The 22354-nt window shown below is 70.9% G+C and carries 18 protein-coding genes; 8 read left to right on the top strand and 10 right to left on the bottom strand.

What is annotated here, in order from left to right:
• Positions 1 to 14: 14 nt before the first annotated feature.
• Positions 15 to 1268, bottom strand: a complete 1254-nt coding sequence (locus ACFWFI_RS11985; protein ID WP_387388176.1) for an MFS transporter — start codon at positions 1266 to 1268, stop codon at positions 15 to 17.
• A gap of 98 nt (positions 1269 to 1366) precedes the next feature.
• Here ACFWFI_RS11985 and ACFWFI_RS11980 point away from each other — a divergent pair, with 98 nt between their 5' ends.
• Complete coding sequence (locus ACFWFI_RS11980; protein ID WP_387388174.1) at positions 1367 to 1819, top strand: winged helix-turn-helix transcriptional regulator; 453 nt, start codon at positions 1367 to 1369, stop codon at positions 1817 to 1819.
• A 10-nt stretch (positions 1820 to 1829) separates the two neighbouring features.
• On the opposite strand, the gene treY is transcribed toward ACFWFI_RS11980, so the two are convergent.
• Positions 1830 to 4223 carry a malto-oligosyltrehalose synthase gene (gene treY, locus ACFWFI_RS11975; RefSeq protein WP_387388172.1) on the bottom strand — a complete coding sequence of 798 codons (2394 nt, stop codon included), beginning with the start codon at positions 4221 to 4223 and terminating at the stop codon, positions 1830 to 1832.
• 97 nt (positions 4224 to 4320) lie between these two features.
• Positions 4321 to 6477: a glycogen debranching protein GlgX gene (gene glgX / locus ACFWFI_RS11970; protein ID WP_387388170.1), complete on the bottom strand. Its 2157-nt coding sequence runs from the start codon at positions 6475 to 6477 to the stop codon at positions 4321 to 4323.
• Positions 6478 to 6856: 379 nt separating this feature from the next.
• Between glgX and ACFWFI_RS11965 the strand changes: the two genes are divergently transcribed.
• Together ACFWFI_RS11965 and ACFWFI_RS11960 are read left to right on the top strand one after the other, a co-directional pair.
• Positions 6857 to 8089 carry an SAV2148 family HEPN domain-containing protein gene (locus ACFWFI_RS11965; RefSeq protein ID WP_387388168.1) on the top strand — a complete coding sequence of 411 codons (1233 nt, stop codon included), beginning with the start codon at positions 6857 to 6859 and terminating at the stop codon, positions 8087 to 8089.
• A 79-nt stretch (positions 8090 to 8168) separates the two neighbouring features.
• Positions 8169 to 8930 carry a 3'-5' exonuclease gene (locus ACFWFI_RS11960; protein ID WP_387388166.1) on the top strand — a complete coding sequence of 254 codons (762 nt, stop codon included), beginning with the start codon at positions 8169 to 8171 and terminating at the stop codon, positions 8928 to 8930.
• On the opposite strand, the gene ACFWFI_RS11955 is transcribed toward ACFWFI_RS11960, so the two are convergent.
• From ACFWFI_RS11955 to ACFWFI_RS11945, 3 genes are all read right to left on the bottom strand, one after another.
• Complete coding sequence (locus ACFWFI_RS11955) at positions 8913 to 9266, bottom strand: DUF4333 domain-containing protein (protein ID WP_387388164.1); 354 nt, start codon at positions 9264 to 9266, stop codon at positions 8913 to 8915. The two genes, ACFWFI_RS11960 and ACFWFI_RS11955, sit on opposite strands and share 18 nt — an antisense overlap.
• 94 nt (positions 9267 to 9360) lie before the next feature.
• On the bottom strand, positions 9361 to 9873 hold the full coding sequence (locus ACFWFI_RS11950; protein WP_387388163.1) for a hypothetical protein: 513 nt from the start codon (positions 9871 to 9873) through the stop codon (positions 9361 to 9363).
• A 113-nt stretch (positions 9874 to 9986) separates the two neighbouring features.
• A complete protein-coding gene (locus ACFWFI_RS11945) occupies positions 9987 to 10853 on the bottom strand; it encodes a phosphotransferase enzyme family protein (protein ID WP_387388161.1) in 867 nt (288 codons plus the stop codon).
• Between the two features lie 125 nt (positions 10854 to 10978).
• Between ACFWFI_RS11945 and ACFWFI_RS11940 the strand changes: the two genes are divergently transcribed.
• The 4 genes from ACFWFI_RS11940 (at position 10979) to mgt (ending at position 15312) form a co-directional block, all read left to right on the top strand.
• The gene (locus ACFWFI_RS11940; protein WP_387388160.1) at positions 10979 to 11917 is read left to right on the top strand and encodes a carbohydrate ABC transporter permease; all 939 of its coding nucleotides are present in this window, start codon (positions 10979 to 10981) and stop codon (positions 11915 to 11917) included.
• The gene (locus ACFWFI_RS11935) at positions 11914 to 12753 is read left to right on the top strand and encodes a carbohydrate ABC transporter permease (RefSeq protein WP_031095444.1); all 840 of its coding nucleotides are present in this window, start codon (positions 11914 to 11916) and stop codon (positions 12751 to 12753) included. Before ACFWFI_RS11940 ends, ACFWFI_RS11935 begins: the two co-directional genes overlap by 4 nt.
• Positions 12753 to 14054, top strand: coding sequence for an ABC transporter substrate-binding protein (locus ACFWFI_RS11930; protein ID WP_387388158.1), 1302 nt, complete (start codon positions 12753 to 12755; stop codon positions 14052 to 14054). The genes ACFWFI_RS11935 and ACFWFI_RS11930 overlap by 1 nt, the downstream gene beginning before the upstream one ends.
• Positions 14055 to 14118: 64 nt before the next feature.
• On the top strand, positions 14119 to 15312 hold the full coding sequence (mgt, locus tag ACFWFI_RS11925) for a macrolide-inactivating glycosyltransferase (RefSeq protein ID WP_387388156.1): 1194 nt from the start codon (positions 14119 to 14121) through the stop codon (positions 15310 to 15312).
• A gap of 9 nt (positions 15313 to 15321) precedes the next feature.
• Here mgt and ACFWFI_RS11920 read toward each other — a convergent pair whose 3' ends face one another.
• From ACFWFI_RS11920 to ACFWFI_RS11905, 4 genes are all read right to left on the bottom strand, one after another.
• Positions 15322 to 16866 (bottom strand): polysaccharide deacetylase family protein, encoded by a 1545-nt coding sequence (locus ACFWFI_RS11920; RefSeq protein WP_387388154.1) that lies wholly within the window; start codon positions 16864 to 16866, stop codon positions 15322 to 15324.
• Between the two features lie 100 nt (positions 16867 to 16966).
• Positions 16967 to 18442 carry a glycosyltransferase family 2 protein gene (locus ACFWFI_RS11915; protein WP_387388152.1) on the bottom strand — a complete coding sequence of 492 codons (1476 nt, stop codon included), beginning with the start codon at positions 18440 to 18442 and terminating at the stop codon, positions 16967 to 16969.
• Positions 18439 to 19386 carry a hypothetical protein gene (locus tag ACFWFI_RS11910; protein ID WP_387388151.1) on the bottom strand — a complete coding sequence of 316 codons (948 nt, stop codon included), beginning with the start codon at positions 19384 to 19386 and terminating at the stop codon, positions 18439 to 18441. Before ACFWFI_RS11910 ends, ACFWFI_RS11915 begins: the two co-directional genes overlap by 4 nt.
• Positions 19383 to 20675 carry a nucleotide sugar dehydrogenase gene (locus ACFWFI_RS11905; protein ID WP_387388149.1) on the bottom strand — a complete coding sequence of 431 codons (1293 nt, stop codon included), beginning with the start codon at positions 20673 to 20675 and terminating at the stop codon, positions 19383 to 19385. Before ACFWFI_RS11905 ends, ACFWFI_RS11910 begins: the two co-directional genes overlap by 4 nt.
• A gap of 433 nt (positions 20676 to 21108) precedes the next feature.
• On the opposite strand from ACFWFI_RS11905, the gene ACFWFI_RS11900 reads away from it, so the two are divergent.
• Positions 21109 to 22311: a S8 family peptidase gene (locus ACFWFI_RS11900; protein WP_387388147.1), complete on the top strand. Its 1203-nt coding sequence runs from the start codon at positions 21109 to 21111 to the stop codon at positions 22309 to 22311.
• Positions 22312 to 22354: the final 43 nt, after the last annotated feature.

Raw genomic sequence — 22354 nt, 5'->3', positions numbered from 1 at the left:
CGGCAGGAACACTGTCACCCCGGTCGAGGTCCGGTGGGGCCGGGGGTGCTGCGTCGTGCAAGCGCCCAGAGGGTGAACGCGAGGCAGCTGATCGAGGCACCCAATGCGCATACGGCGCCCCAGCCGGACGCCGTGTAGAGGGAGGTCGCGGCGATGGCGCCGCCGGCGCTGCCGATCGAGTAGAAGACCATGTACCCGCCGATCAACCGGCTGCCCGCGTCCGGGTGCAGCGCATGGATCAGCGTCTGGTTGGTGACATGGACCGCCTGCACGGCGAGATCGAGGAGGATCACGCCGACGACCAGGGCCCAGAGCGAGCTGCGGGTGAAGGCCAGTGGCAGCCAAGAGGCGACGAGCAGGGCCAGGGCGATGCCCGTGGTCCGCTGGGAGAGTCCGCGGTCGTTCAGACGGCCCGCCATGGTCGCGGCCAGGGCGCCTGCGGCTCCGACCAGCCCCAATGCCCCGATCGCGGTGTGGGAAAGGGAAAGCGGGGGTTCGCTGAGCGGCAGCGCGATGCTGCTCCACAGGGTGCTGAAGGCTGCGAAGATCAGCAGGCCGAGCAGGGCCCGCAGCCGCAGAAGCCGTTCACCTGCGAACAGGGTGACCGTGGAGCGCAGGAGCTGTCCGTAACGCAGGGATGCCGGCTCAACGGCCTCGTGGCGCGGCAGCACCCGGTGCAGGACCAGGGCGAGCAGCGCGGTGAGCGCCGCTGACGCGAGGTAGACGGAGCGCCAGCCCGCCAGGTCGGCCATGAGGCCCGACGCGGTGCGTGCGAGCAGGATTCCGACCACCACGCCACTGGTCACGAGGCCGACGACGCGTCCGCGCCGGTCGGGAGGGGCCAGTGACGCCGCGAAGGCCATCAGCGTCTGCGTGACCACGGCGAGAAGCCCCATGCCGGCCATGCCCGCGAGCAGGATCGCCGCGGTGTGGGCGGTGGCGACGGCGGCCAGCGCAAGGACCAGGAGGAGCAGCTGGGCCACGACGAGCCGTCTGCGGTCGGCCACGTCGCCCAGGGGCACGAGGAAGAAGAGCCCCAGCCCGTATCCGACATGAGTGAGGGTGACGACGCTGCCGACCAGTGCCGGGCTCATACCGAGGTCGTGGCCCATGGTCACCAGGAGCGGCTGGGCGAAGTAGACGTTGGCCACCGCGGTTCCACAGGCGACGGCGAAGAGTATGACGATGCCGCGGGACAGGACGAATGCGGAGCCCTCGCCGCTCCGGGCCGTGGCCCGTGGTGTCGCGACATCATCGTTGCCCGGCATTCAGCACCCCTCCGCACACATGGTTTCATCTTGCTACCAATGGGGACCGTAACGTCCAGTGGTAGCATCTTGCAACCAGTGAGGGAATGGAGGACGGCATGGTGACAAGGACGCGCTTCGACGACAGCGACTGTCCCGTCGCGCGGTCGGTGGACGCGATCGGCGACTGGTGGTCTCTCCTGATCGTGCGCGACGCCTTCGACGGGAGCCGTCGCTTCGGGGAGTTCCAGCGCAGCCTCGGCGTGGCGAAGAACATCCTCACCGCCCGCCTGCGCGCCCTGGTGGCCGGCGGCGTCCTCGAATCCGTCCCCGCCTCGGACGGCAGCGCCTACCGCGAGTACGTACTGACGCCGAAGGGCGAAGCGCTCTTCCCCGTCATCGTGGCGCTGCGACAGTGGGGTGAACAGAATTTCTTCGCCCCCGGCGAACCGCATTCGCAGATGGTCGACCGCCGGCAGGGACATCGCCTTCGCGCGCTGGAAGTGCGCTCGGCCGACGGGCGACGGCTGAAGCCCGAAGACACCACCGTCCACAAGGTCTCCACCCGGTGACCGGAGCTCTTCAGCCCCGTCCCCGTGCCGTCCTGACGAGAAGCGCCACCGGCCGGTCCGCGAAGAGGTCTGCCACGGTGACCACCGGCCCCGTGAACTCCCGTCCGGACGAGAGCAGGTCGCCCCACGGGCCCTCGTCGGGCAGCGCCAGCTCCGTATCGCGCCAGCCGCCCTCCTCGTCGAGCCGCAGCGACAGCCGGGTCACCGCCGTGACCACCTCGCCGGACCGGCAGAACGCCAGGCAGTGCGCGGCCGCGGGGCCCCGTGCCGCCAGCGGGGCGTAGGTGCCCGACTCGCCGAACAGCTCCGGGCGCTCCCGGCGCAGGCGCAGCGAAGCCGTCGTCAGCGAGGCCTTCTCGTCGTCGCCTCCGGCGGGCCTGGTGAACGGCCGCCGGTTGTCCGGGTCGACCAGCGCGATGTACTCCCGCTCCGTGCCCTGGTACAGATCGGGCACGCCGGGCATCGTCAGATGCACCAGGGCGGCCCCCAGCACGTTGGCCCGCACGAACGGGGCGAGCGTGTCCGCGAACCTGGTCATCATCGACCGCGCCTCACCGGTGTCGCCGCCCGGACCGGCCGCCACGAAGTCGGTCACCGCCCGCTCGTACGCCGGATCCGGCTCGGTCCAGCTGGTGAACAGGCCCGCCTCGCGTACGGACTTCAGCAGCGCCGGTTCCAGCCTGCCCGCCATCTCACCGGCGGGCAGGCCCGCGCAGCCGTACGCCGACTGCCAGGCCTGCCAGGCCAGCTGGGGATCGGGGGACGGCACGGACACCGCCCTGGACAGTTGCGCCACGAGCGAGGACCACCGCTCGGGACACTCGGACAGGACCGCGATCCGGGCCCGGACGTCCCCGCTGCGCTTGGTGTCGTGGGTGGTGAGCACCGTGCCGGTCGCCGGCCAGTCCCGCGCGATACGGGCACAGAAGGCGTGGAACTCCTCGGGGCTCACCGCCGGCCGACCGGGGTCGCCGCCCACCTCGGTCGCGGAGATGAGCGGGACGTAGCGGTAGAACGCCGTGTCCTCCACCGACTTGGCGTGCAGCGCGGAGGCCGTCTGCGCGAACCGGGCACAGAACGCCGCGTGCGCCGGCCCGTCGCCGAGGCGGCCCAGCGCCAGATCCCGCACCACATCGACGGCCTCGGCCTCCTGGGAGACCGGGAACACCGCCTTGGCGTCCCGCACCGCCTCCGCCGGGAGCGTCGACTCGGCGATCTCCGTGAGCGGGCCGCCCGCCGTCACGTACGGCCGGTAGACGGGCACCCGGACCAGCAGTTCGCGCACAGCCGTGTGGAGCGCCCACGGCGCGTGGTCGTGCAGCGCGGGGTCCCCGGCACAAGCCTCGACGGCGAGGCGGGTCAGCCACTCCGTCTCGGCGGCCAGCTCGTGGGTGACCACGCGGTAGGCCGCCCGGCGGACGGTCGCGGTCCAGTAGCCTCCGCGGTCCCCCGGGGGCCCCGCGAAGTCCCGGTAGCGGCCCAGCAGATCCGCGGCGCCCATCGGGTCGGTGAACAGACCGTCGATCCGGTGCAGCGCGTCGTAGCCCGTGGTCCCCGCGACCGCCCAGCCTGCCGGCAGGGCCTCGGAGCCCGTGAGGATCTTCTCCACCACCGTCCACCGCCCGCCGGTGGCATCGCCGAGCCGCCCGAGATACGCGGCGGGATCTGCCAGCCCGTCCGGGTGGTCGATGCGCAGCCCGTCGACGACTCCGTCCCGGACCAGTTCGAGGATCTTGCCGTGGGTGGCGGTGAAGACCTCGGGGTGCTCCACCCGGACCCCGATCAGGTCGGAGATGGTGAAGAACCGCCGGTAGTTCAGCTCGGTCCTGGCCAGCCGCCACCAGGCGAGCCTGTAGTGCTGGGCGGCCAGCAGTTCCGGCAACGGGAGGTCGGCGGTGCCCTCGCGCACCGGGAACTCCATACCGCCGTAGCGGAGCACGGGGGTGCCGTCGTCCCTGGTGCCCGGCTCGAAGCTGCCGCTCTCCTCGCCGACGCGCCCCGCCAGCACGGGCAGCAGCAGCTTCCCGCCGCCCGCCGACCAGTCGATGTCGAACCAGCGGGCGTACGGCGAATCCGGGCCCTCGCGCAGCACCTCCCACAGCGGCAGGTTGTGCCGGGGCGCGGCGGCCATGTGGTTCGGCACGATGTCCAGGATGATGCCGAGGCCGTGGGCGCGTGCCGTACCGGCCAGCTGCCGCAGGCCCTCCTCGCCCCCGAACTCGGCCCGCACCGTGCTGTGGTCGACGACGTCGTAGCCGTGCCCGGAACCGGGCACGGCCTCCAGGACGGGGGACAGGTGCAGATGGGAGACGCCGAGCTCGGCGAGGTACGGCACGGCGTCGGCGGCGGCGGCGAACGGGAAGTCCGGTTGGAGCTGAAGCCGGTACGTGGCGGTGGGCGTCATGGATTCGTACGTACCCAGCAGGGCGCCGCTCTCCCACCTTCTCCGCCACCCGGCACCGGCCCGGAGGCCGCCCGGCCGGTGCCGTCACCCCATCGGCCTACGCCGGACGTTTGAGCACCGTCAGACTGCGCCCCACCAGCGTCACCCGCTCACCCGCGGACACCTTGGGTCCCGCACCGGGCGGCACCCCGTCCGGGATCGCCGTGTCCACGACGACCTGCCACTGCTTGCCGTGGTTCATCGGGACGGCGAATTCCAGGGTCTCCGCGCCCGCGTTGAACATGAGCAGGAAGGAGTCGTCGGCGATCCGCTCACCGCGCGGGCCCGGCTCGGAGATCGCATGGCCGTTGAGGAAGACCGTCATGGCCTTGGCGTGTGCGGCCTGCCAGTCCCGCTGGGTCATCTCCTCGCCCCTCGGGGTGAACCACGCGATGTCGGACAGCTCGTCGTGCGTGCCCTCCACCGGACGGCCGTGGAAGAAGCGTCTGCGCCGGAAGACCGGGTGGTCCCTGCGCAGCCAGACCATGGACCGGGTGAACTCCAGCAGGCTCGTGTCCGTGCCGTCGCCGTCCTCGTCGCCGTCCTCCGCACGCGAGGCGGCGGCAGGGTCGGGCCAGTGGACCCAGGAGAGCTCGTTGTCCTGGCAGTAGCCGTTGTTGTTGCCCCGCTGCGTACGAGCGAACTCGTCGCCGTGGCTCAGCATGGGCACGCCCTGGGAGAGCATCAGGGTGGCGATGAAGTTGCGCATCTGACGACTGCGCAGCTCCAGGACCTCCTTGTCCTCGGTCTCTCCCTCCGCCCCGCAGTTCCACGAGCGGTTGTGGCTCTCGCCGTCCCGGTTGCCCTCACCGTTGGCGTCGTTGCGCTTGTCGTTGTACGAGACCAGGTCGTGCAGGGTGAAACCGTCGTGGCAGGTGGTGAAGTTGATCGAGGCCAGCGGGCGCCTGCCGTCGTCCTGGTAGAGGTCGGAGGAGCCCGTGAGGCGCCCGGCGAACTCCGCGAGGGTGCGTGGCTCGCCCCGCCACAGGTCCCGCACCGTGTCCCGGTACTTGCCGTTCCACTCGGTCCACAGCGGCGGGAAGTTCCCCACCTGGTAGCCGCCCTCGCCCACGTCCCAGGGTTCGGCGATCAGTTTCACCTGGCTGACCACCGGGTCCTGCTGCACCAGGTCGAAGAAGGAGGACAGCCGGTCCACCTCGTGGAACTGGCGTGCGAGCGTCGCGGCCAGATCGAAGCGGAAGCCGTCCACGTGCATCTCGGTCACCCAGTACCGCAGCGAGTCCATGATCAGCTGAAGGACGTGCGGCGACCGCATCAGCAGGGAGTTCCCCGTGCCGGTGGTGTCCATGTAGTACTTCTGGTCGTCGGCCAGCCGGTAGTACGAGGCGTTGTCGAGACCCCGGAACGAGAGCGTCGGACCGAGATGGTTGCCCTCCGCCGTGTGGTTGTAGACCACGTCGAGGATCACCTCGATGCCCGCCTGGTGCAGCGCCTTCACCGCCTGCTTGAACTCCAGCACCTGCTCGCCCCGGTCGCCCCAGGAGGCGTAGGCGTTGTGCGGGGCGAAGAAGCCGATGGTGTTGTAGCCCCAGTAGTTGGCGAGGCCGGCGTCGGCGAGACGGTGGTCCTGGACGAACTGGTGCACCGGCATCAGCTCGATCGCGGTGACCCCCAGCTCCGTGAGATGGGCGATGATCTCGGGATGCGCGAGCCCCGCGTAGGTGCCGCGCAGCTCCTCCGGCAGGCCCGGGTGGAGCATCGTCAGGCCCTTCACGTGGGCCTCGTAGATCACCGTGCGGTGGTAGTCGGTACGCGGGCGCCGGTCGTCGCCCCAGTCGAAGTACGGATTGACCACGACCGAGCTCATCGTGTGCGGTGCCGAGTCGAGGTCGTTGCGCTCGTCCGGCTTGCCGAACGGATAGCCGTACACCGCCTCGCCCCACTGGATCTGCCCCGAGATCGCACGCGCGTAGGGATCGAGGAGCAGCTTCGCCGAATTGCAGCGCTGCCCGCGCTGCGGTTCGTAGGGCCCGTGCACCCGGAAGCCGTAGCGCTGCCCCGGCATCACTCCGGGCAGATAGGCGTGACGGACGAAGGCGTCGGTCTCGCGGAGCTCCACCGCTGTTTCCGAACCGTCGTCGTGCAGAAGGCACAACTCGATTCGGTCGGCGGCCTCCGAGAAGACCGCGAAGTTGGTTCCCGCGCCGTCGTACGTGGCGCCGAGGGGATACGCGTGTCCCGGCCAGACCTGCATAGATAGGACTCTTCCACTTCTGATCCGGGTGCTGGGGGTTTTCGCCCCGATACTCCCCGAAAGACGGTCCTGTACCTAGTACGTCGACCGGTGCGGTCGGGTTCCGTCGTGCGATCCCGCCGGGCCGGTCAACCTGGGACACCTCGGTGTCGCCCGGACAGGGGGTCCGGGTCCCGGAGCGGCTCCTCCGTCCGGTATGCGGCATGCCAGGGGGTGCGCAATCGCTATGAACCATCTCACTCCACCCGATCTCACCGCAAGGAACGGGCCTTCGGGATAGGGGAGTTGAGTAAGGAGCCTGTGCATCCGGCTGCACCGGCTCCCGCTACCGGAGTACCCTTCCTTGATCGTTGGTGGGGGAGTGGAAGGCGGTACACGGGTGAGCTCGGGAGGGTTCGAGCTGCCCCCAGGTGACGCAGGTCACGAGGGGGAATCGACTGATGCCCCGCCAGGGGCCGTCTCCCTCGCACAGCCCATGGAGATCGGTGCTGAGCTGGACTGGGGAGCGGACGCCTGGAACGAGGTGCGCACGCGTGCCCAGCGGGCCGGGCGGGCGTACATCTGGCTGAATCTCGTGGAACAGCGGCTGCGCGCCGTGGTCTCCGCCGTGATCCGGCCGATCTACGAGCCGGTGCACGGCGAGGACTGGGTGGTGGCCGCCGCGGGGCCCGCAGGGCAGGAGTGGGTGCAGCGTGCCGTCGCGGTCCGGGAGGTCTCGCGCCGCAAGGGCTATCTCCTCGACCCGGCGGACGACAACGTCCTGAGCTTCCTCACGCTGCCGCAGCTGCGCGAGCTGATGGTCCAGCACTGGCCCTGCTTCGAGCCGTACTTCGACGACCGCCGAGAGGTGGAGCTGGCGCTGGACGAGCTGGAGGTGGCGCGCAACGTCGTCTCCCGCAACCGCGCACTGAACGAGGCGGTCCTGGCACAGGCGGAGAGGGCCTCCTCGCGGCTCCTGGAGATCCTCGGCAGCGGAGCAGCGGTCCCGTCCGCCGACCGGCTGCCCGTGGACGCCGTGGAGGAGCTGGTCGGCGACCGGTACGCCGACGTGGTCTCCGTCCACCCGGACCGGGTGCGGCTGCAGCGTCAGCTTCCCGCCGAGGACCTGTTCGGCGGCGCGCGCCGGCTGGACGCGATCGGCATAGGGCTCAATCTCCTCACGCAGAACTTCTCGGGGCGCCGGCTGGTGCGCCTCGCCGAGTCGGGCTGCCGGGTCCGGCTGCTGTTCATCAACCCGGCGAGCAGCGCGGTGAAGCGCCGGGAGCGCGAGCTGGGACTCAAGAAGGGCGAACTGAGCCGCTCCGTGGAGATGAACATCCTCCACATGCGCCGGGTCCGCTCCAAGCTCCGCGACCCGGGGGCCTTCCAGATCCAGGTCTTCGACGAGACGCCGCGCTTCACGGCCTATCTGGTGGACGGCGACGGGCCCGACGCGGTCGGGGTCGTCCAGCCCTATCTGCGCCGCGCACGCGGCATGGAGGCGCCCGTGCTGGTGCTGCGCGGCGGGGGCCGTGCGGTGGTCAGGGCGGGGCAGGACAGCGAACACGGCCTCTTCGAGACGTACCGCGAGGAGTTCGAGTCGGTCTGGACGGACTCCAGGCCCGTCTCCTGACGCCCCTTCCGGCGTTGTCAGTGGTGCGTGCGAAGGTGGTCATCACTCGGGGGAGAGCACCACGGAAGGAAGGTACGGGATGAGCTGGATCAGCGGGCCGTTGCTGGCGTTCGACCTGGAGACCACGGGGACGGATGTCGAGACCGACCGCATCGTGACGGCGGCGGTCGTCCGGCTGGAGGCGGACGGATCCGTGTCCGAGGAGCGGACCTGGCTGCTCGATCCCGGTGTGGCCATACCCGAGCAGGCGTCGGCGATCCACGGCATCTCGACGGAGCGCGCCCGCGAGCACGGGGTGCCGGCCGCCTCCGCGATCGAGGAGATCACCCGTGCCGTCGCCGACGGACTGCGCTCGGGGACGCCGCTGGTGGTGATGAACGCACGCTACGACCTGTCCCTGCTCGACCGTGAGTGCCGGCGTTACGCGGTCGGGTCGGTCAGCGAGCGGCTGGGGGACGCGCCTTCGCCCGTCATCGATCCATTGGTGATCGACAAGCACGTCGACAAGTACCGGAAGGGGAAGCGGGCCCTCCACGCGCTGTGCGCCCACTACGGGGTGACGCTCGACGACGCGCACGACGCGAGGGCGGACGCCGTTGCCGCTGCCCGCGTGGTGCGACGCATGGGGGAGATGCACCAGTCGGTCGGAGTGATGCCGCTGGAGGACCTGCACGGTCTTCAGGTGCAGGCGGCAGCCGAGCAGTCGCGATCCCTGCAGGCGTATCTGCGGCGCACCGCGGATCCGTCGGCGGTCGTCGAACCGGCCTGGCCGCTCATCCCCCGGAGTCGGGAGCCGCAGGTGGGAGAGAGCGTTCCGGGGGTGTCAGTTCGGAGCAGGTGAAGCCGTCTCGTCGGCCTTGAAGTCGTAGTGGATCTGCTCTCCGTCGACGGAGGTGACGGTGACCGACACGCCCAGGGTGCTGCCGTCGTCCGCGGTGAGTGTGCACCGGGTTTCGGTGCCGACCTTCCCGGCGAGGTCCTCCGGGCACGTGATGTCCGGCTTCGGCTGGCCCGTCGTGGCGGCGAGCTTGTCGGCGAGCGAGTCGGCCAGCTTGTCCGAGGACAGCTTCGGATCGGTCTTCCCGGCGCTGACCGATGCCGAGCAGCCGGCGAGCAGCACGCCGACGGCCACGGCCGAAAGGCTCCACTTCGCCGCGGACAAGCGGGCTATGGTCACGGGGGCTCCATTCCGAATGATCAAGGCGGTCGCCGGAAGCATACGTGGCACCGCGTTCCCGTTCCCGGGAGGGCGAGGTGGCCCCCCGCCGGCCTCACAGCTTGCCGAAGATCACTCCGCGCCAGGTCCAGCCCGACTCGAGGGCGGCGTTCCGCAGGGGATCGGTCAGCTGCGCGCTGTCGAAGCTGAATGTCTCCGTCGCTCCGAGGCGGCCGTTCTCCCCGCGTTGGAGCGTGTAGCGGCGGGAGACTGTCCTGCCGGAGCCGCGCGAGTAGGCCGCCGACGCCTGGAGCCGCGGAGGATTCCCGACGCGGGTGACCTCCCACTGTTCCTCGACAGCACGCACCTCCGGGCCCCCCTCGACAAGGCGCATCCGGATCCGGACGGCGTGCGTCAGCTGGGACCCGATGAAGAAGGTCTGCCAGGCGGGCTCGTCGATCCGCCACTCCGCCACCAGATCGGCGCCATACGCCGCGCCGTCGCGGATGACGTAGGGGACATCCGGCTGGTTGAGGCTGAGCAGGGCTGTCCGCAACTCCTCGGCTGAGCGTGGCACGACCCCGTCCTCGGGACGCTTGGTTCCGGTCAGCATGTCGAAGAATCCCATGAGGCCAACCTATGAGGGGCCGGATCGGGGGTGCAAGAAGGGCCGTTCCGGCGGAGTCCTACGAAGCCGCGCCGGTGTCCGGGCGGGCCGTTTCCCGCGCGCGGGAGGGCAGTTCAGAAGGGGTACCAGCGCACCTCGGGGTCGTCCTCGCGCAGCGACGCCACCCTCCGCCGGAACTCCGCCAGCGCCTTGGGGTTCGCCGGGGCATGCTGGGAGACCCAGGCGCAGCTCGCCGTCTCGCGGGCGCCGCGCAGCACCGCGCATCCTTCCCAGACGCGTACGTCCCAGCCGTACGCCTCGGTGAACGCGTCGTAGGCATCGGAGGGCAGGCCGTACCGGTCGCGGGAGAGCGCGAGAACCACCAGATCGTGCTCGCGCAGATCGGCGGAGAAGGTCTCCAGGTCGACGAGCACCGGGCCGTCCGGGCCGACGTGGACGTTGCGGGGGAGCGCGTCGCCGTGGATCGGACCCGGTGGCAGATGCGGGGCGAGGGCCGCCGCGGCCTTCGCGAAGCCGTCGCGCCTGCCGCGCAGGTAGTCGGCGTCCGCCGGATCGATCGCGTCGCCCGCGAGCCGCAGCCAGCGCTCGACGCCACCGAGCAGCTCACGGCGCGGGAGCGTGAAGTCCTCCGGGGCGGGCAGCGCGTGCACCTGCGTGAGCAGCGGGGCCAGATCACGCGGTTCGGACGTGCGCACGGCGTCGGGCAGCCGGTGCCACAGGGTCACCGGGTGGCCCTCCACCAGGCGGGCCAGAGGTTCGGCGGCCCGTACGGCGGGTACTCCCGAGGCTGCGAGCCACCGGGCGACGGCCACCTCCCGCTCGGCCCGTTCCCGCAGCTCCGGGTGGTGCGTGGCGTCCCGGCCGATCTTGACCACCAGGTCACCGGAGGCGAACACCGCGTTCTCGCCCAGCGCGAGGAGCTCCGCCCCGCCGGGCAGTCCGGCGGCAGTGAGTACTTCGCGTGCGCGCATCTCGTCCATGGCCCGATTTTCTCATCCTCGCAGGCCACCTTGACGAACGGGCGGCCCGTCAGCACGATGACGGGGGCCGCCCGGGCGGCAATTCAGGGATGAAACCGATCCAAAGAGGTAAAGGGGTCGAATTCATGACACTGGCGACCGCAATGACGCGGTCCGGGCGTAAGGCCCCACAGGGCGGACGGGGTGACGGCCGCCGACGGGACGGCGCCACCTGGTTCCTGGTGCTGCCCGCGCTGATCCCGATCCTGATCCTCAGCGTCGGCCCCCTGCTGTACGGCATCGTGCTGGCCTTCACCGACGCGCAGTCGGGCCGCACCCGCTCCACCCAGTGGATCGGTGTCCTCAACTTCCAGGACCTCCTGCACGACACGCTGTTCTGGGACTCCTTCCGGATCGGCCTGCTGTGGGCGGTCGGAGTCACGGTCCCGCAGTTCGTGCTCGCCCTCGGCCTCGCCCTGCTGCTCAACGCGAACCTGCGGATGCGCTGGCTCGCCAGGGCGCTGGCGATCATCCCCTGGGCCATGCCCGAGGTCGTCGTCGGCATCATGTGGCGCCTGGTCTACAACCCCGACGCCGGCATCCTCAACGAGACCATCCGCGATCTCGGGCTCGGTGACGGCAGGGACTGGCTGACCGGGCTCGCCACCGCGCTGCCCGCCGTGATAGTCGTCGGCATCTGGGCCGGCATGCCGCAGACCACCGTGGCGCTCCTGGCGGGGCTGCAGAACACCCCTCACGAACTCCACGAGGCGGCCGCCCTGGACGGAGCGGGCGCCTGGCGTCGTTTCCGTACCGTCACCTGGCCCGCCATCAGGCCCGTGGCCCTCGCGATCAGCGCGCTCAACTTCATCTGGAACTTCAACTCCTTCGCCCTGGTCTACGTCCTGACCAGCGGCGGCCCCGGGGGCCGCACCCGGCTGCCCATGCTCTTCGCCTACGAAGAGGCCTTCCGGTACGGACAGTTCGGCTATGCCGCGGCGATGGGATGCGTGATGGTCGCCGTCATTTCGGTGCTGCTCGCCGTCTACCTCGCCGGCCGGCTCAGGGGAGGCGAGGACGCATGAGCCTCCGTACGGGCAGAACCGCGCGCGCCGGGCAGTACGCCGCGCTCCTGTGCTATCTCGTCTTCCTGGCCTTCCCCTTCCTCTGGCTGATCTCCACCGCCTTCAAGCCGGCCCGTGAGCTCGGCTCGCTGCACCCCACGTGGATTCCCGAGGATCCGACGCTGGACAACTTCCGGCAGGCCTTCGACGAGCAGCCGCTGCTACGGGCCGCGGCCAACTCGCTCACCGCCGCGCTCTGCGCCGCCCTGATCGCGGTGGTCATCGCCACGCCCATGGCCTATGTGATGGCCCGTCACCGGGGGCGGCTGTCCACGGCCGCCACGGGGTGGGTCGTGGTCAGCCAGGCGTTCCCCTTCGTCCTAGTGATCATTCCGCTGTTCCTGGTCCTCAAATACCTGCACCTGATCAACTCGCTGTGGGGGCTGATCCTGGTGTACGTCGTCTGGTCGCTGCCCTTCGCCCTCTGGATGCTGGCCGGCTACGTGAGGGCCGTGCCGCCCGAACTGGAGGAGGCCGCAGCGGTCGACGGGGCCGGGAAGGCGCGGATCCTCGTCTCGGTCACCGCGCCGTTGCTGGCTCCGGGGATCGTCGCCACAGCGCTCTTCGCGTTCATCACCGCATGGAACGAGTTCTTCTTCGCGCTCGTCCTGCTCAAGACACCGGAGAAGCAGACCTTGCCGGTCGTACTCACCCACTTCCTCGGCGCGGAGGGGGTGGCCGACCTCGGGCCGCTCGCCGCCGCCGCGTTCCTCGCCACGCTTCCCTCGCTCGTGCTCTTCGCGGTCATCCAGAAGCGCATCACGGGCGGTCTGACGGCCGGGGCGGTGAAGCACTGATGCGCCGCCGCCTGCCCGTGCTCGCCGCCGCGGTGACCACCGCGCTCGCCCTCCTGCTGACCGGCTGTTCGTCAGGAGGCGGCCGCGGTACGGACGCGGACGGCACGATCCGGCTCAGCTTCCAGTCGCTCGCCTGGCAGAAGGAGTCCGTCGACGCCAACAAGCAGCTCGTGCGCGAATGGAACGCCGCCCACCCGGACATCCAGGTGGACTACGTCCAGGGCAGCTGGGACAACGTCCACGACCAGCTGCTCACCTCCTTCGAGGGAGGCGAGGCGCCCGACATCATCCACGACGCCTCCGACGACCTCGCGGACTTCGCGTACGGCGGCTACCTCGCCGATCTGCGGACCCTGCTGCCGGACCGGCTGACCGAGGACATCCCGCGGCAGTCCTGGGCGACCACCACCTTCGACGACGGTGTCTACGGAGTGCCCTTCCTCCAGGAACCCAAGGTCCTGATCGCCAACACGAAGATCCTGGAGTCCTCGGGCGTCCGGATCCCGACCCCGGAGAAGCCCTGGAGCTGGCCGGAATTCCGGCAGGTCAGCGAGAAGCTGACGAAGAAGGGGACCTACGGGGTCGCCTGGCCGCTCAAGGAGCCGGTCTCCGTCACCCTCAATCTGGGGCTCTCCTCCGGTGGGCAGCTCTTCCACCGCGACGAGGACGGCAAAGTGACCATCCGGTTCGACGAGGGCGACCGGGTCATGCCCGGCACGGTCCGGGACCAGGTCGGCTCCGACCGCAGTGCCGCGCGTTCGGCGCTCGGCATGGGGGGTTCGGACACGCTCCCGGGCTTCTTCGGCGGCAAGTACGCCATGGTCCCGCTGGGCTTCTCCTACCGCCAGCAGGTCGTCGAGCAGGCGCCCGAGGGATTCGAGTGGACGGTGCTCCCCACCCCGGCCGGCAGCGGAGGGCTCGCTCAGGGAGTCAGCCCGCAGACCCTCTCGGTCGCCGAGGACAGCCCGCACAAGAAGGAAGCCGTGCAGTTCATCGACTTCCTGCTGCGCCCCGCGAACATGGTGCGGCTGGCCAAGGGCGACTGGATGCTGCCGACCGGTACCGAGGCGCTGGGTGATCCCGCACTGCACACCGAGGAGAACGGCTGGGCGACGGGCACCGCTCTCGCCCGTGCACTGCGTCCCGCCCCCGCGCAGTCGGTGCGCGGCTATCCCGAGTGGAAGGACAAGGTCGCCACTCCCGCGCTCCAGGAGTACTACAGCGGGGCCATCGACACCGAGGAGCTGAAGAAACGCCTGGTCGACGACGGGAACCGGGTGCTGGCGCGCTACCAGCGCTGATCGGGCCGCGGTACGTGGCCGAAATCAACTGGACGAGACGTATCGTCTCGCTTACGGTGGTGGCATGACAGCGACCCCGCGCGCCCACATCGCCATGTTCTCCATCGCCGCCCACGGGCACGTGAACCCGAGCCTCGAAGTCATCCGGGAGCTCGTCGCCCGTGGGTACCGCGTCAGTTACGCCATCCCGGCCTCGTTCGCCGGGACGGTCGCCGCCACCGGAGCCGAGCCGGTGATCTACACCTCCACACTGCCCACCGATCCGGAGGACTGGGGCAGTGAACCCATCGACTACATCGCACCGTTCCTCGATGACGCCGTCCAGGCCCTCCCGCAGCTCGCCGACGCCTTCGACGGGGACGAGCCGGACCTCGTCCTGCACGACATCACCTCCTACCCGGCCCGCGTCCTCGCCCACCGCTGGGGCGTGCCCACCGTCCAGCTCTGGCCAAACCTGGTCCCCTGGGAGGGGTACGGGGAAGAGGTGGGGGAGGCCATGAACGCCGATCTGAGGAAGACCGAGCAGGGCCGGGCCTACTTCGAACGCTTCGCGGCATGGCTCGCGGAGAACGGTCTGGGCGACCTCTCCTCGGACGACTTCGTGGCCCGGCCGCGCCGCGGCATCGCGCTCATTCCCGAGGCGCTCCAGCCGAACGCCGACCGTGTGGACCACGACAGGTTCACCTTCGTCGGTGCCTGCCAGGGCGAGCGGGCCGACCAGGGGGAGTGGAAGCGGCCGGCCGGCGCCGCGAGAGTCCTGCTGGTCTCCCTCGGGTCGTCGTACACCGACGAGCCCGCGTTCTACCGCGAGTGCGTCAAGGCCTTCGGCGACCTGCCGGACTGGCATGTGGTGCTGCAGATCGGCGCACACGTCGACCCGTCCGAACTCGGGGACGTACCGGACGGCGTCGAGGTGCACTCCTGGGTCCCGCAACTGTCCGTGCTGAAGCAGGCGGACGCCTTCATCACCCATGCGGGCGCGGGCGGCAGCCAGGAAGGGCTCGCCACCGGCACCCCGATGGTGGCGGTCCCGCAGGCCGTCGACCAGTTCGGCAACGCGGACATGCTCCAGGCCCTCGGAGTGGCCCGGCACCTGCCGAAGGAGGAGGCGGACGCCGCGTCCCTGCGCGCTGCCGTCCTCGCCCTGGTGGACGATCCGGACGTGGCCGCGAAGCTCGCGCGGATCCGGGAGCGGATGGCCCAAGAGGGCGGAACCGGGCGGGCCGCCGACCTCATCGAGGCCGAACTTCCCTCTTGAGCAGGCCCCTCACCGCTCCGGAACCGCAGCTGCCCCGGTTGACGGGTGCACCGTCAGGGAGGCGAAGTGCGGCCAGTTCCCGTCGGGATCGCCGTTGCGCGCGCTGATGGCGATCCCCCCGGTCGCGTCACCGCCCGTCGCGCGTGCCGCCCGCTTGATCTGTGTCCCGCCGTCGACGACGACCACGGTCCGATCGCCGTCCACAGTGACCCTGACGCGGTGCTCGGCGGCGTCGGTCAGGGTGCGGCGGCCGATTTCGTGCCAGCGGCCGCCCCGGTGCTCGCGCAGGCGGACGTAGCTGAAGCTGAGCGACACCTCGAGCGGATCGAGGCTGCCGTCGCGCACGATCAGGCCGACGCTGTTCTCCGACTCGCGCAGTCGGCCGACCCGGGCGTCGACGGTGTAGCCGTTCCAGTCGGCGGAGCTCGTCGGGCGGTAGGCGGCAGCGGCGTACCCCACCCGGCCGGGGTAGGGCCCGGCGCCGGTGAGCGCCCCCAGGCCGCCGGTCCTCCACCGCTCGTTGCGCCGCCACAGCTGGGGCTGGGTGAGCGGGGCAGGGCACTCGGCAGGGGACACGGACGTCCAGCGCTCGACGGCGGCGAGCAGCTCGCGGACGCCGGTGCCGGCGGTGACCTCCACCCGCTGCACCTCGCCGGCGGCGGCCGCCCGGCGCCCGGCCGGCAGCGGACGGTCGGAGCTGTTGGTCAGCGCGGCCACGAACCGCTCGGCGAGCGCCGTACGCAGCATCCGGCTGGTGGGCAGCGCCGCGGCTCGCCCCTGCGATTCGGAGAAGGGGTAGGCGAAGAGCCGGGGCCTGGGCAGGCCGTGGCGGGTGATGTCGCCGATCGAACGGTCGAGATCGTCCTCGATCCGCCGCCGGTACTCCTCCGCCGTCTCCCGCCGTTTCTCACGGGGCAGCCACAGCCGGTCGCCGAGCGCGGAGGACGTGTTCCCCGCCGCGTCCACGGCCTCCCGACGGTGCAGGTCATGGGTGTGGTTCTCGAAGTCCCAGCGCCCCGACCGGGCCATGCGGCCGATCTCCTCCCAGGAGAGGTAGTACGGGCGATGGCTCCCCACCGAACGGGTGATGAGGAAGGCGGCGGCCCGCATGCGGTACTTGGCCAGGATGCGGTCGGCGTGCACCCAGAGCCCGTGCGTGCCGTCGTCGAAGGTCAGGAACACCGAGCGCGGGCCCGGCGCCGGTCCTCCGCCCAGATAGGCGATGAACTCCTCGCTGCTCAGGGTGCGGTAGCCGGCCGCCGCGAGGGCGGCGAGCTGGACGTCGAAGGCCTCGGGGGTCACCGCGTAACGGCTGTCGCTACCGCGTGAGATGTCGTGGTACGCCAGTACGACAGGGGCGGCGCTCCCCGCCCGGTGTTCCGGGGCCGGCCCGCCCGCGCCCGCGGCGCCGCCGGGCCCCGGCCCCGCAGGGGCCTCCTGCGTCGTCACCGCACTGCGGAAATCCTCGTAGTACCAGGCGCCGTAGAAGGGTACGCAGACCATCGCCAGGGCCAGCAGCCCGAGCAGCGCCCGCCTGGGTGCGGAGTGGGTCACGGAAGGGTCCCCCGGGAGAGCACGAGAAGGTACACGGCGATGACGGCTGCCGCGCACAGCAGTGCTGCCAGCACCCTGGAGGCAAGACGGGCGAGCTCTCTCACGCCGCCCCCCTGGACCACACGCCGCGACGGACGGTGAGCAGCGAGTACGGCAGCAGCCAGGCGAGCATCACCGAGGAGAACAGGCTCATGAGCGGCCGGTAGCGCCAGTTGGTGTCCCCGGGGTGGTCGATCCTGTACGCGAGCCCCCAGACACAGCCCTTGAGGATCACTCCGCAGAAGTAGAGAAGGGTCAGGAAGAGGGCTCCGTGAACCGGCGCCCAGACCAGGTGCCGGAACGCCATCACCGGTGCGGCCAGGACCCACAGCACGTGCCCGTAGAAGAGGGCGGCGGGACCGGGGCCGCGGCGCCACATGAAGGAGCCGGTGAAGAAGAGGTTGCGGATGAAGCTCTTCTTCCAGCGGACCTGCTGGCGCAGGAGGGGGCCCAGCCGGGCGGGCACATCGGTCCACACCTTCGCGGAGCGTACGTATCCGACGCGCCAGCGGCGCTCGGCGAAGTCCTCGGCGACGAACGGGGATCCGGCGTAGCGGCGCTTGAGCGCTTCGCCTTTCCACGCCTGCCCGAGGACGTATCCGGTCAGCTGGCGGTCCGTGGCGAAGCGGAACGGGGCGCCCATGAACCGGTCGTCGGCCCAGGCGGGGAGGTAGTTGTAGATGGCGTCCCGGCGGAACACGGCCAGCGGCCCCGAGACGCAGGACACCGAGCCGAAGGAGGCCTCGGCCGCCTTGGACACCCTGAACTGGCCCTCGTACCAGACGTCCTGGGCCCGGGCCAGGAAGCCGGATTCCGTGTTCAGGGCGCGGCAGTGGCCGCTCACGGCGCCCAGCTCGGGATGGGTGACCAGCGCACGCACACAGCGGCGCAGCGCGTCGGGGGCGAGGACGCAGTCGGAGTCGGTGAAGGCGATGATCTCGGTGTCGGCGAGCTCGCAGGCACGGACCAGTGCGTTCTTCTTGCCGACGTTGGCGTCCAGGTGGATGACGGTGATGGCGAGCTCGTCCTCCAGCCGGCGCAGCACATCACCCGTGCCGTCCTGGGAGTGGTCGTCCACCACGATGATCCGTACTCCGGGGCAGTCGGAGGCGGCCATGGAGCGTACGCACGCCTCGATGCCGTCCACCTCGTCCTTGACGGCGAGCAGGAAGGAGACCATGGGATTCGCGGGCAGCGGCGGGAACGTCTCCTCCGGGCCCGGCCGCACCCGCAGTTCGCCCTCGGCCGGGTCCTCGTACCGGCTGTAGGCGACGTAGAGCATGGCGATCGTGCCGGCCAGCACGACGAGCCCGTAGCAGACGGGCAGGTTGAGCCGGGGCAGCCGTGCGGCGTGATGGGCCAGGACGACCAGGAGCGGCATCAGGCAGAACAGGACGAGCAGCCGGCGCACCCCGTGCCGGATCGCGGGGTCGGCGCGGGTGGCACGGTGTTCGCGAGCGCGTACGCCGCGGGGGCCGGGGACGGCGTCCGGCGCGGGGAACGGGGGGCGGGCCGGCGGCCGGTGGAGCGCGTTCACCGGTGTGTCCCTTCTGCCTGGGGCTCCGCGCTGCGGCGGCCGGTGTGGTTCCTCGCCGTGAAGCCGAAGAAGGCCATTTCGGTGTTGTCGCCGCGCAGCCCGACTCCGCCGGCCGTGGCCAGCCTGCCCGGCTCCCGGTCCTCCGCGTCGAGGACCGTCCGTCCGTTCAGGGACAGCGCGATCCGGACCCGGTCGTCCCGGCAGCCGCTCACCGTGCCGGCCACCTGGTGCCACCGGCCGTAGTCGAGGGCGTGGTGGGCTGTGGCGAGGGTGGTGTAGACGCCCTCCTCGTCCACGGGACGGCCCGGCGCCGGATGTTTGCGTTTGAGAACGACCCTGCCGTCCCGGCGGCGGAAGCTCAGGGCGTACAGCTCCTGCGCGCTGTGGTGGCGCAGCCAGAGGTGCCCGCCGTCCCAGTCGCGCGCGGGGGTGCGCTGGGTGGCGCCCGGGGGCTTCAGGAAAACCCAGCACCGCACGGTGGTGTCGCCGAAGTCCTGGCGGCGGGTGACGAGCCGGAAGACGGACGACCCTGTGTGCGTGCCGGAGTCCGGGCCGGGCGCTTCGCCGTCGGGTACGCCGGTCCACCCGAAGGCGAAGCGGGCGAAGAGCGATCCGCTGGTGACGACCCAGTCGTGCGAGAGGCGGCCGTCTTCGGAGTCCGGACGGCCGCAGGCGTATTCGTTGGTGACCAGCCCCTCCACCGGGAAGACCGGGCGGAAGGGGGCCTCCGGTTCGGCGGCGGGCGCCGGGGGCCCTGGCACCGGGTCGGCGGAGGTCGATCCGCCCGGCGCCTTGCCGTCGGCCGGCCGGCCTGTCGCAGCCGGATCCGGTTCGTTCGAGCCGAGCACCCCGGCGAGACCGGCGGCCGGCGTGGCGACCGCGGCGGTGAGCAGCGCGCGGCGGCTCGGCGCACGGCCCCTGGGCGGGGTGGCGGGTGTGTTCATACGGCGGCGCCGGTGGCCGCAGTGGTGAGGCGGTGCGTGACGTCCAGGACGGCGGGGCCGCTGTCCAGCCAGTCGAGGTCGGCTCCGGGGTGCACGGTGTGGACGACGACCAGGTCCCAGTCCAGGGCTCCCGGGGCGTCGACGCTGTTCCGTACGACCCCGTGCAGGTCCAGGCGCGGCACCAGGGGGTCGGTGTACTCGACGGTGGCGCCCCAGGCCGTGAGCCGGCCGATGATCTCCAGTGCCGGGCTCTCGCGCAGGTCCGTCACACCGGGTTTGTAGGCGACGCCCACGATCAGCACCCGGGAGCCGACGGTTCCCAGCCCCTTGGCCGCGAGGGCTTCCCGCGCCTTCCCGGCGACCCGGGCGGGCCGCTCGGCGATCGCCGTCATCGCGGCGTCCACCAGAGGGGACGCGACCTTCCTCGCCCGCAGCTGCCACAGCAGGTAGTGCGGGTCGCAGGGGATGCAGTGCCCGCCGACGCCCGCGCCGGGATAGAAGGGCATGAAGCCGTACGGCTTGGTTGCCGCTGCCTCGATGACGTGTCGTGGCTCCAGCGCGAATTCCAGGCAGCTCTCGGCAAGTTCGTTCGCCAGTGCGATGTTGACGGCCCGGAAGGTGTTCTCCCACAGCTTGCTCATCTCGGCGGACTCCGGGCTGTCCACCCGGTGGACGGAGGGCGCGGTCCCGGCCAGCAGCGAGGCGGCGAGTTCGGTGCTGCGAGGGGTGACACCGCCGATGACGCGTGGGGTCCTGTCGGGGGAGTGGGCGGGGTTCCCGGGGTCGATCCGTTCGGGAGCGAACGCCACGAAGACATCGGTGCCGGGGAGCAGCCCCCTCGCCGCGAGCGGCTCGACAAGGAGGTCGCGCGTGGTGCCGACATAACTGGTCGAGGTGAGGACCAGCAGTTGCCCCGGGACCGCGTGGGCCACCACCGACGAGCACGCCGCGGTCAGCGCGCGCAGATCGGGCACGAGCCGCTCGTCGACCGGGGTCGGCACGCAGATGATCACCGCCTCCGTGGCCATGACCGCGGCGGGGTCCGCCGTCAGCCGGAAGCCTTCGCCGTGGAGCGCCGCGCTCAGCCGGCCGTGCTGGGAGGGCAGCATGTCGACCCGGCCGGACCGGATGTCTCCCAGCCGGGACTCGCTCGTGTCCACGCCGACCACCGCGTGGCCCGCGGCGTGGAGTGACAGCGCGGTCGGCAGTCCGACGTAGCCGAGGCCGACGATCGCGACCGTGGCGCGGCGCCCGTGCTGGGTCTGCGACGGCAGGCTCGCGGCCGTCATGAGCTCAGCGGTCGCGGCGGACGCGTCCTGATCCGCACTGCCTGATACCTCGTCATCCCCGTTTGTCGTACAAGCGGTGCGCCACGCGTCCTTGCGTGCGGGATGTGGTGTGTTGCTGGCGATGTGCACAAACGAAAGATGCCATTCCGTTCCTGCGTTCCTTACAACGAGGTGCGGTCATTCGTGACCGATCGGACCAAGTTCACTCGTCCGGTACGCAAGTGCGCCCTTATGGCCGGGAGGTGATCGAAAGTTCGCCCGACATGACAGGAAGTGCGCAGGTTTTCTGTGTCGAAAGCTTGCCGAGTGCGTGACGGCTACATGAAGGTCTTGATCTGGGCGCGTCAATCGAGCAGTGTTTCGAGGCAGCCCCCGGAGATCTTCCGGCCGAGGGCCAATCCCCCCACAAAGAATGACGAGGAGACCCCTCTTCATGGCAATTCACAAGCGCGCGCGCTCGGTCAAGCTCACCGCCGCGATAACCGCAGTTGCGGCGGCCGCCGGCGTCACCCTGCTCGCCACTCCGTTCGCCGGAGCCGCCCCGGCCCCCGCGATGGGCACCGTCTACGGCGCGGACGCGGCGACAGCCGTCTCCGGCAGCTACATCGTGATGCTGGACCAGAAGGCCGACAAGGCCGGGCTGGCGAAGGAGTACGGCGGCACGCTCCAGCGGAACTACAAGTCGGCCATCAACGGCTTCTCGGCCAGCGGGCTTTCGGAGACCGAGGCCAAGCGGCTCGCCGCCGACCCGGCCGTCTCCAAGGTCGTCCAGAACAAGAAGTTCCACATCGACGCCACCCAGGACAACCCGCCGTCCTGGGGGCTGGACCGGATCGACCAGGCCGAAACCGCCGGTGACGGCGCGTACACCTACCCGGATGCCGCGGGCGGGGACGTCACGGCGTACGTCATCGACACCGGTGTCCGCGTCACCCACAAGGACTTCGAGGGCCGCGCGACTTCGGGCTTCGACGCCGTGGACAACGACGACGACGCCGACGACGGCAACGGACACGGAACGCACGTGGCCGGCACCATCGCCGGCGCCGCCCACGGTGTCGCCAAGAAGGCGAAGATCGTGGCCGTCCGGGTCCTGGACGACGCGGGCTCCGGAACCACCGAGCAGGTCGTCGCGGGCATCGACTGGGTCACCGCGAACCACGCGGGCCCGTCCGTCGCCAACATGAGCCTCGGGGGATCGGCGGACCCGGCGCTCGACGCCGCGGTGCAGAAGGCCATCGCCTCCGGCGTGACCTTCGCGGTCGCCGCGGGCAACGAGTCGAGCGACGCGGGCGAGGGCTCCCCCTCCCGCGTCCCCGAGGCCATCACGGTGGCCTCGTCCACGGTGGACGACGAGCAGTCCTCGTTCTCCAACTTCGGCTCGGTCGTGGACATCTACGCTCCCGGCTCGGACATCACGTCGGCCTGGAACGACAGCGACGACGCCACGAACACCATCTCCGGCACATCCATGGCGACCCCCCACGTCGTCGGAGCCGCGGCCGTCTACCTCGGCGGGCACCCCGACGCCACCCCTGAGGAGGTCGCCACGGCGCTCACCGGCGGGGCCACCCCGGACGCCATCTCCAACGCGACCGAGGGCACGGCGAACAAGCTGCTGAAGGTCGTGGAGTAGACCGAGCAGGCCGAGTAGAACGAGCAGAAGGCCGCCGCGCCCT

The organism is Streptomyces sp. NPDC060209 (assembly GCF_042728155.1).
Taxonomy (GTDB): Bacteria; Actinomycetota; Actinomycetes; order Streptomycetales; family Streptomycetaceae; genus Streptomyces.
Note: the sequence above shows the minus strand (reverse complement) of the source record. Positions and strands in the feature narration are given on the sequence as shown.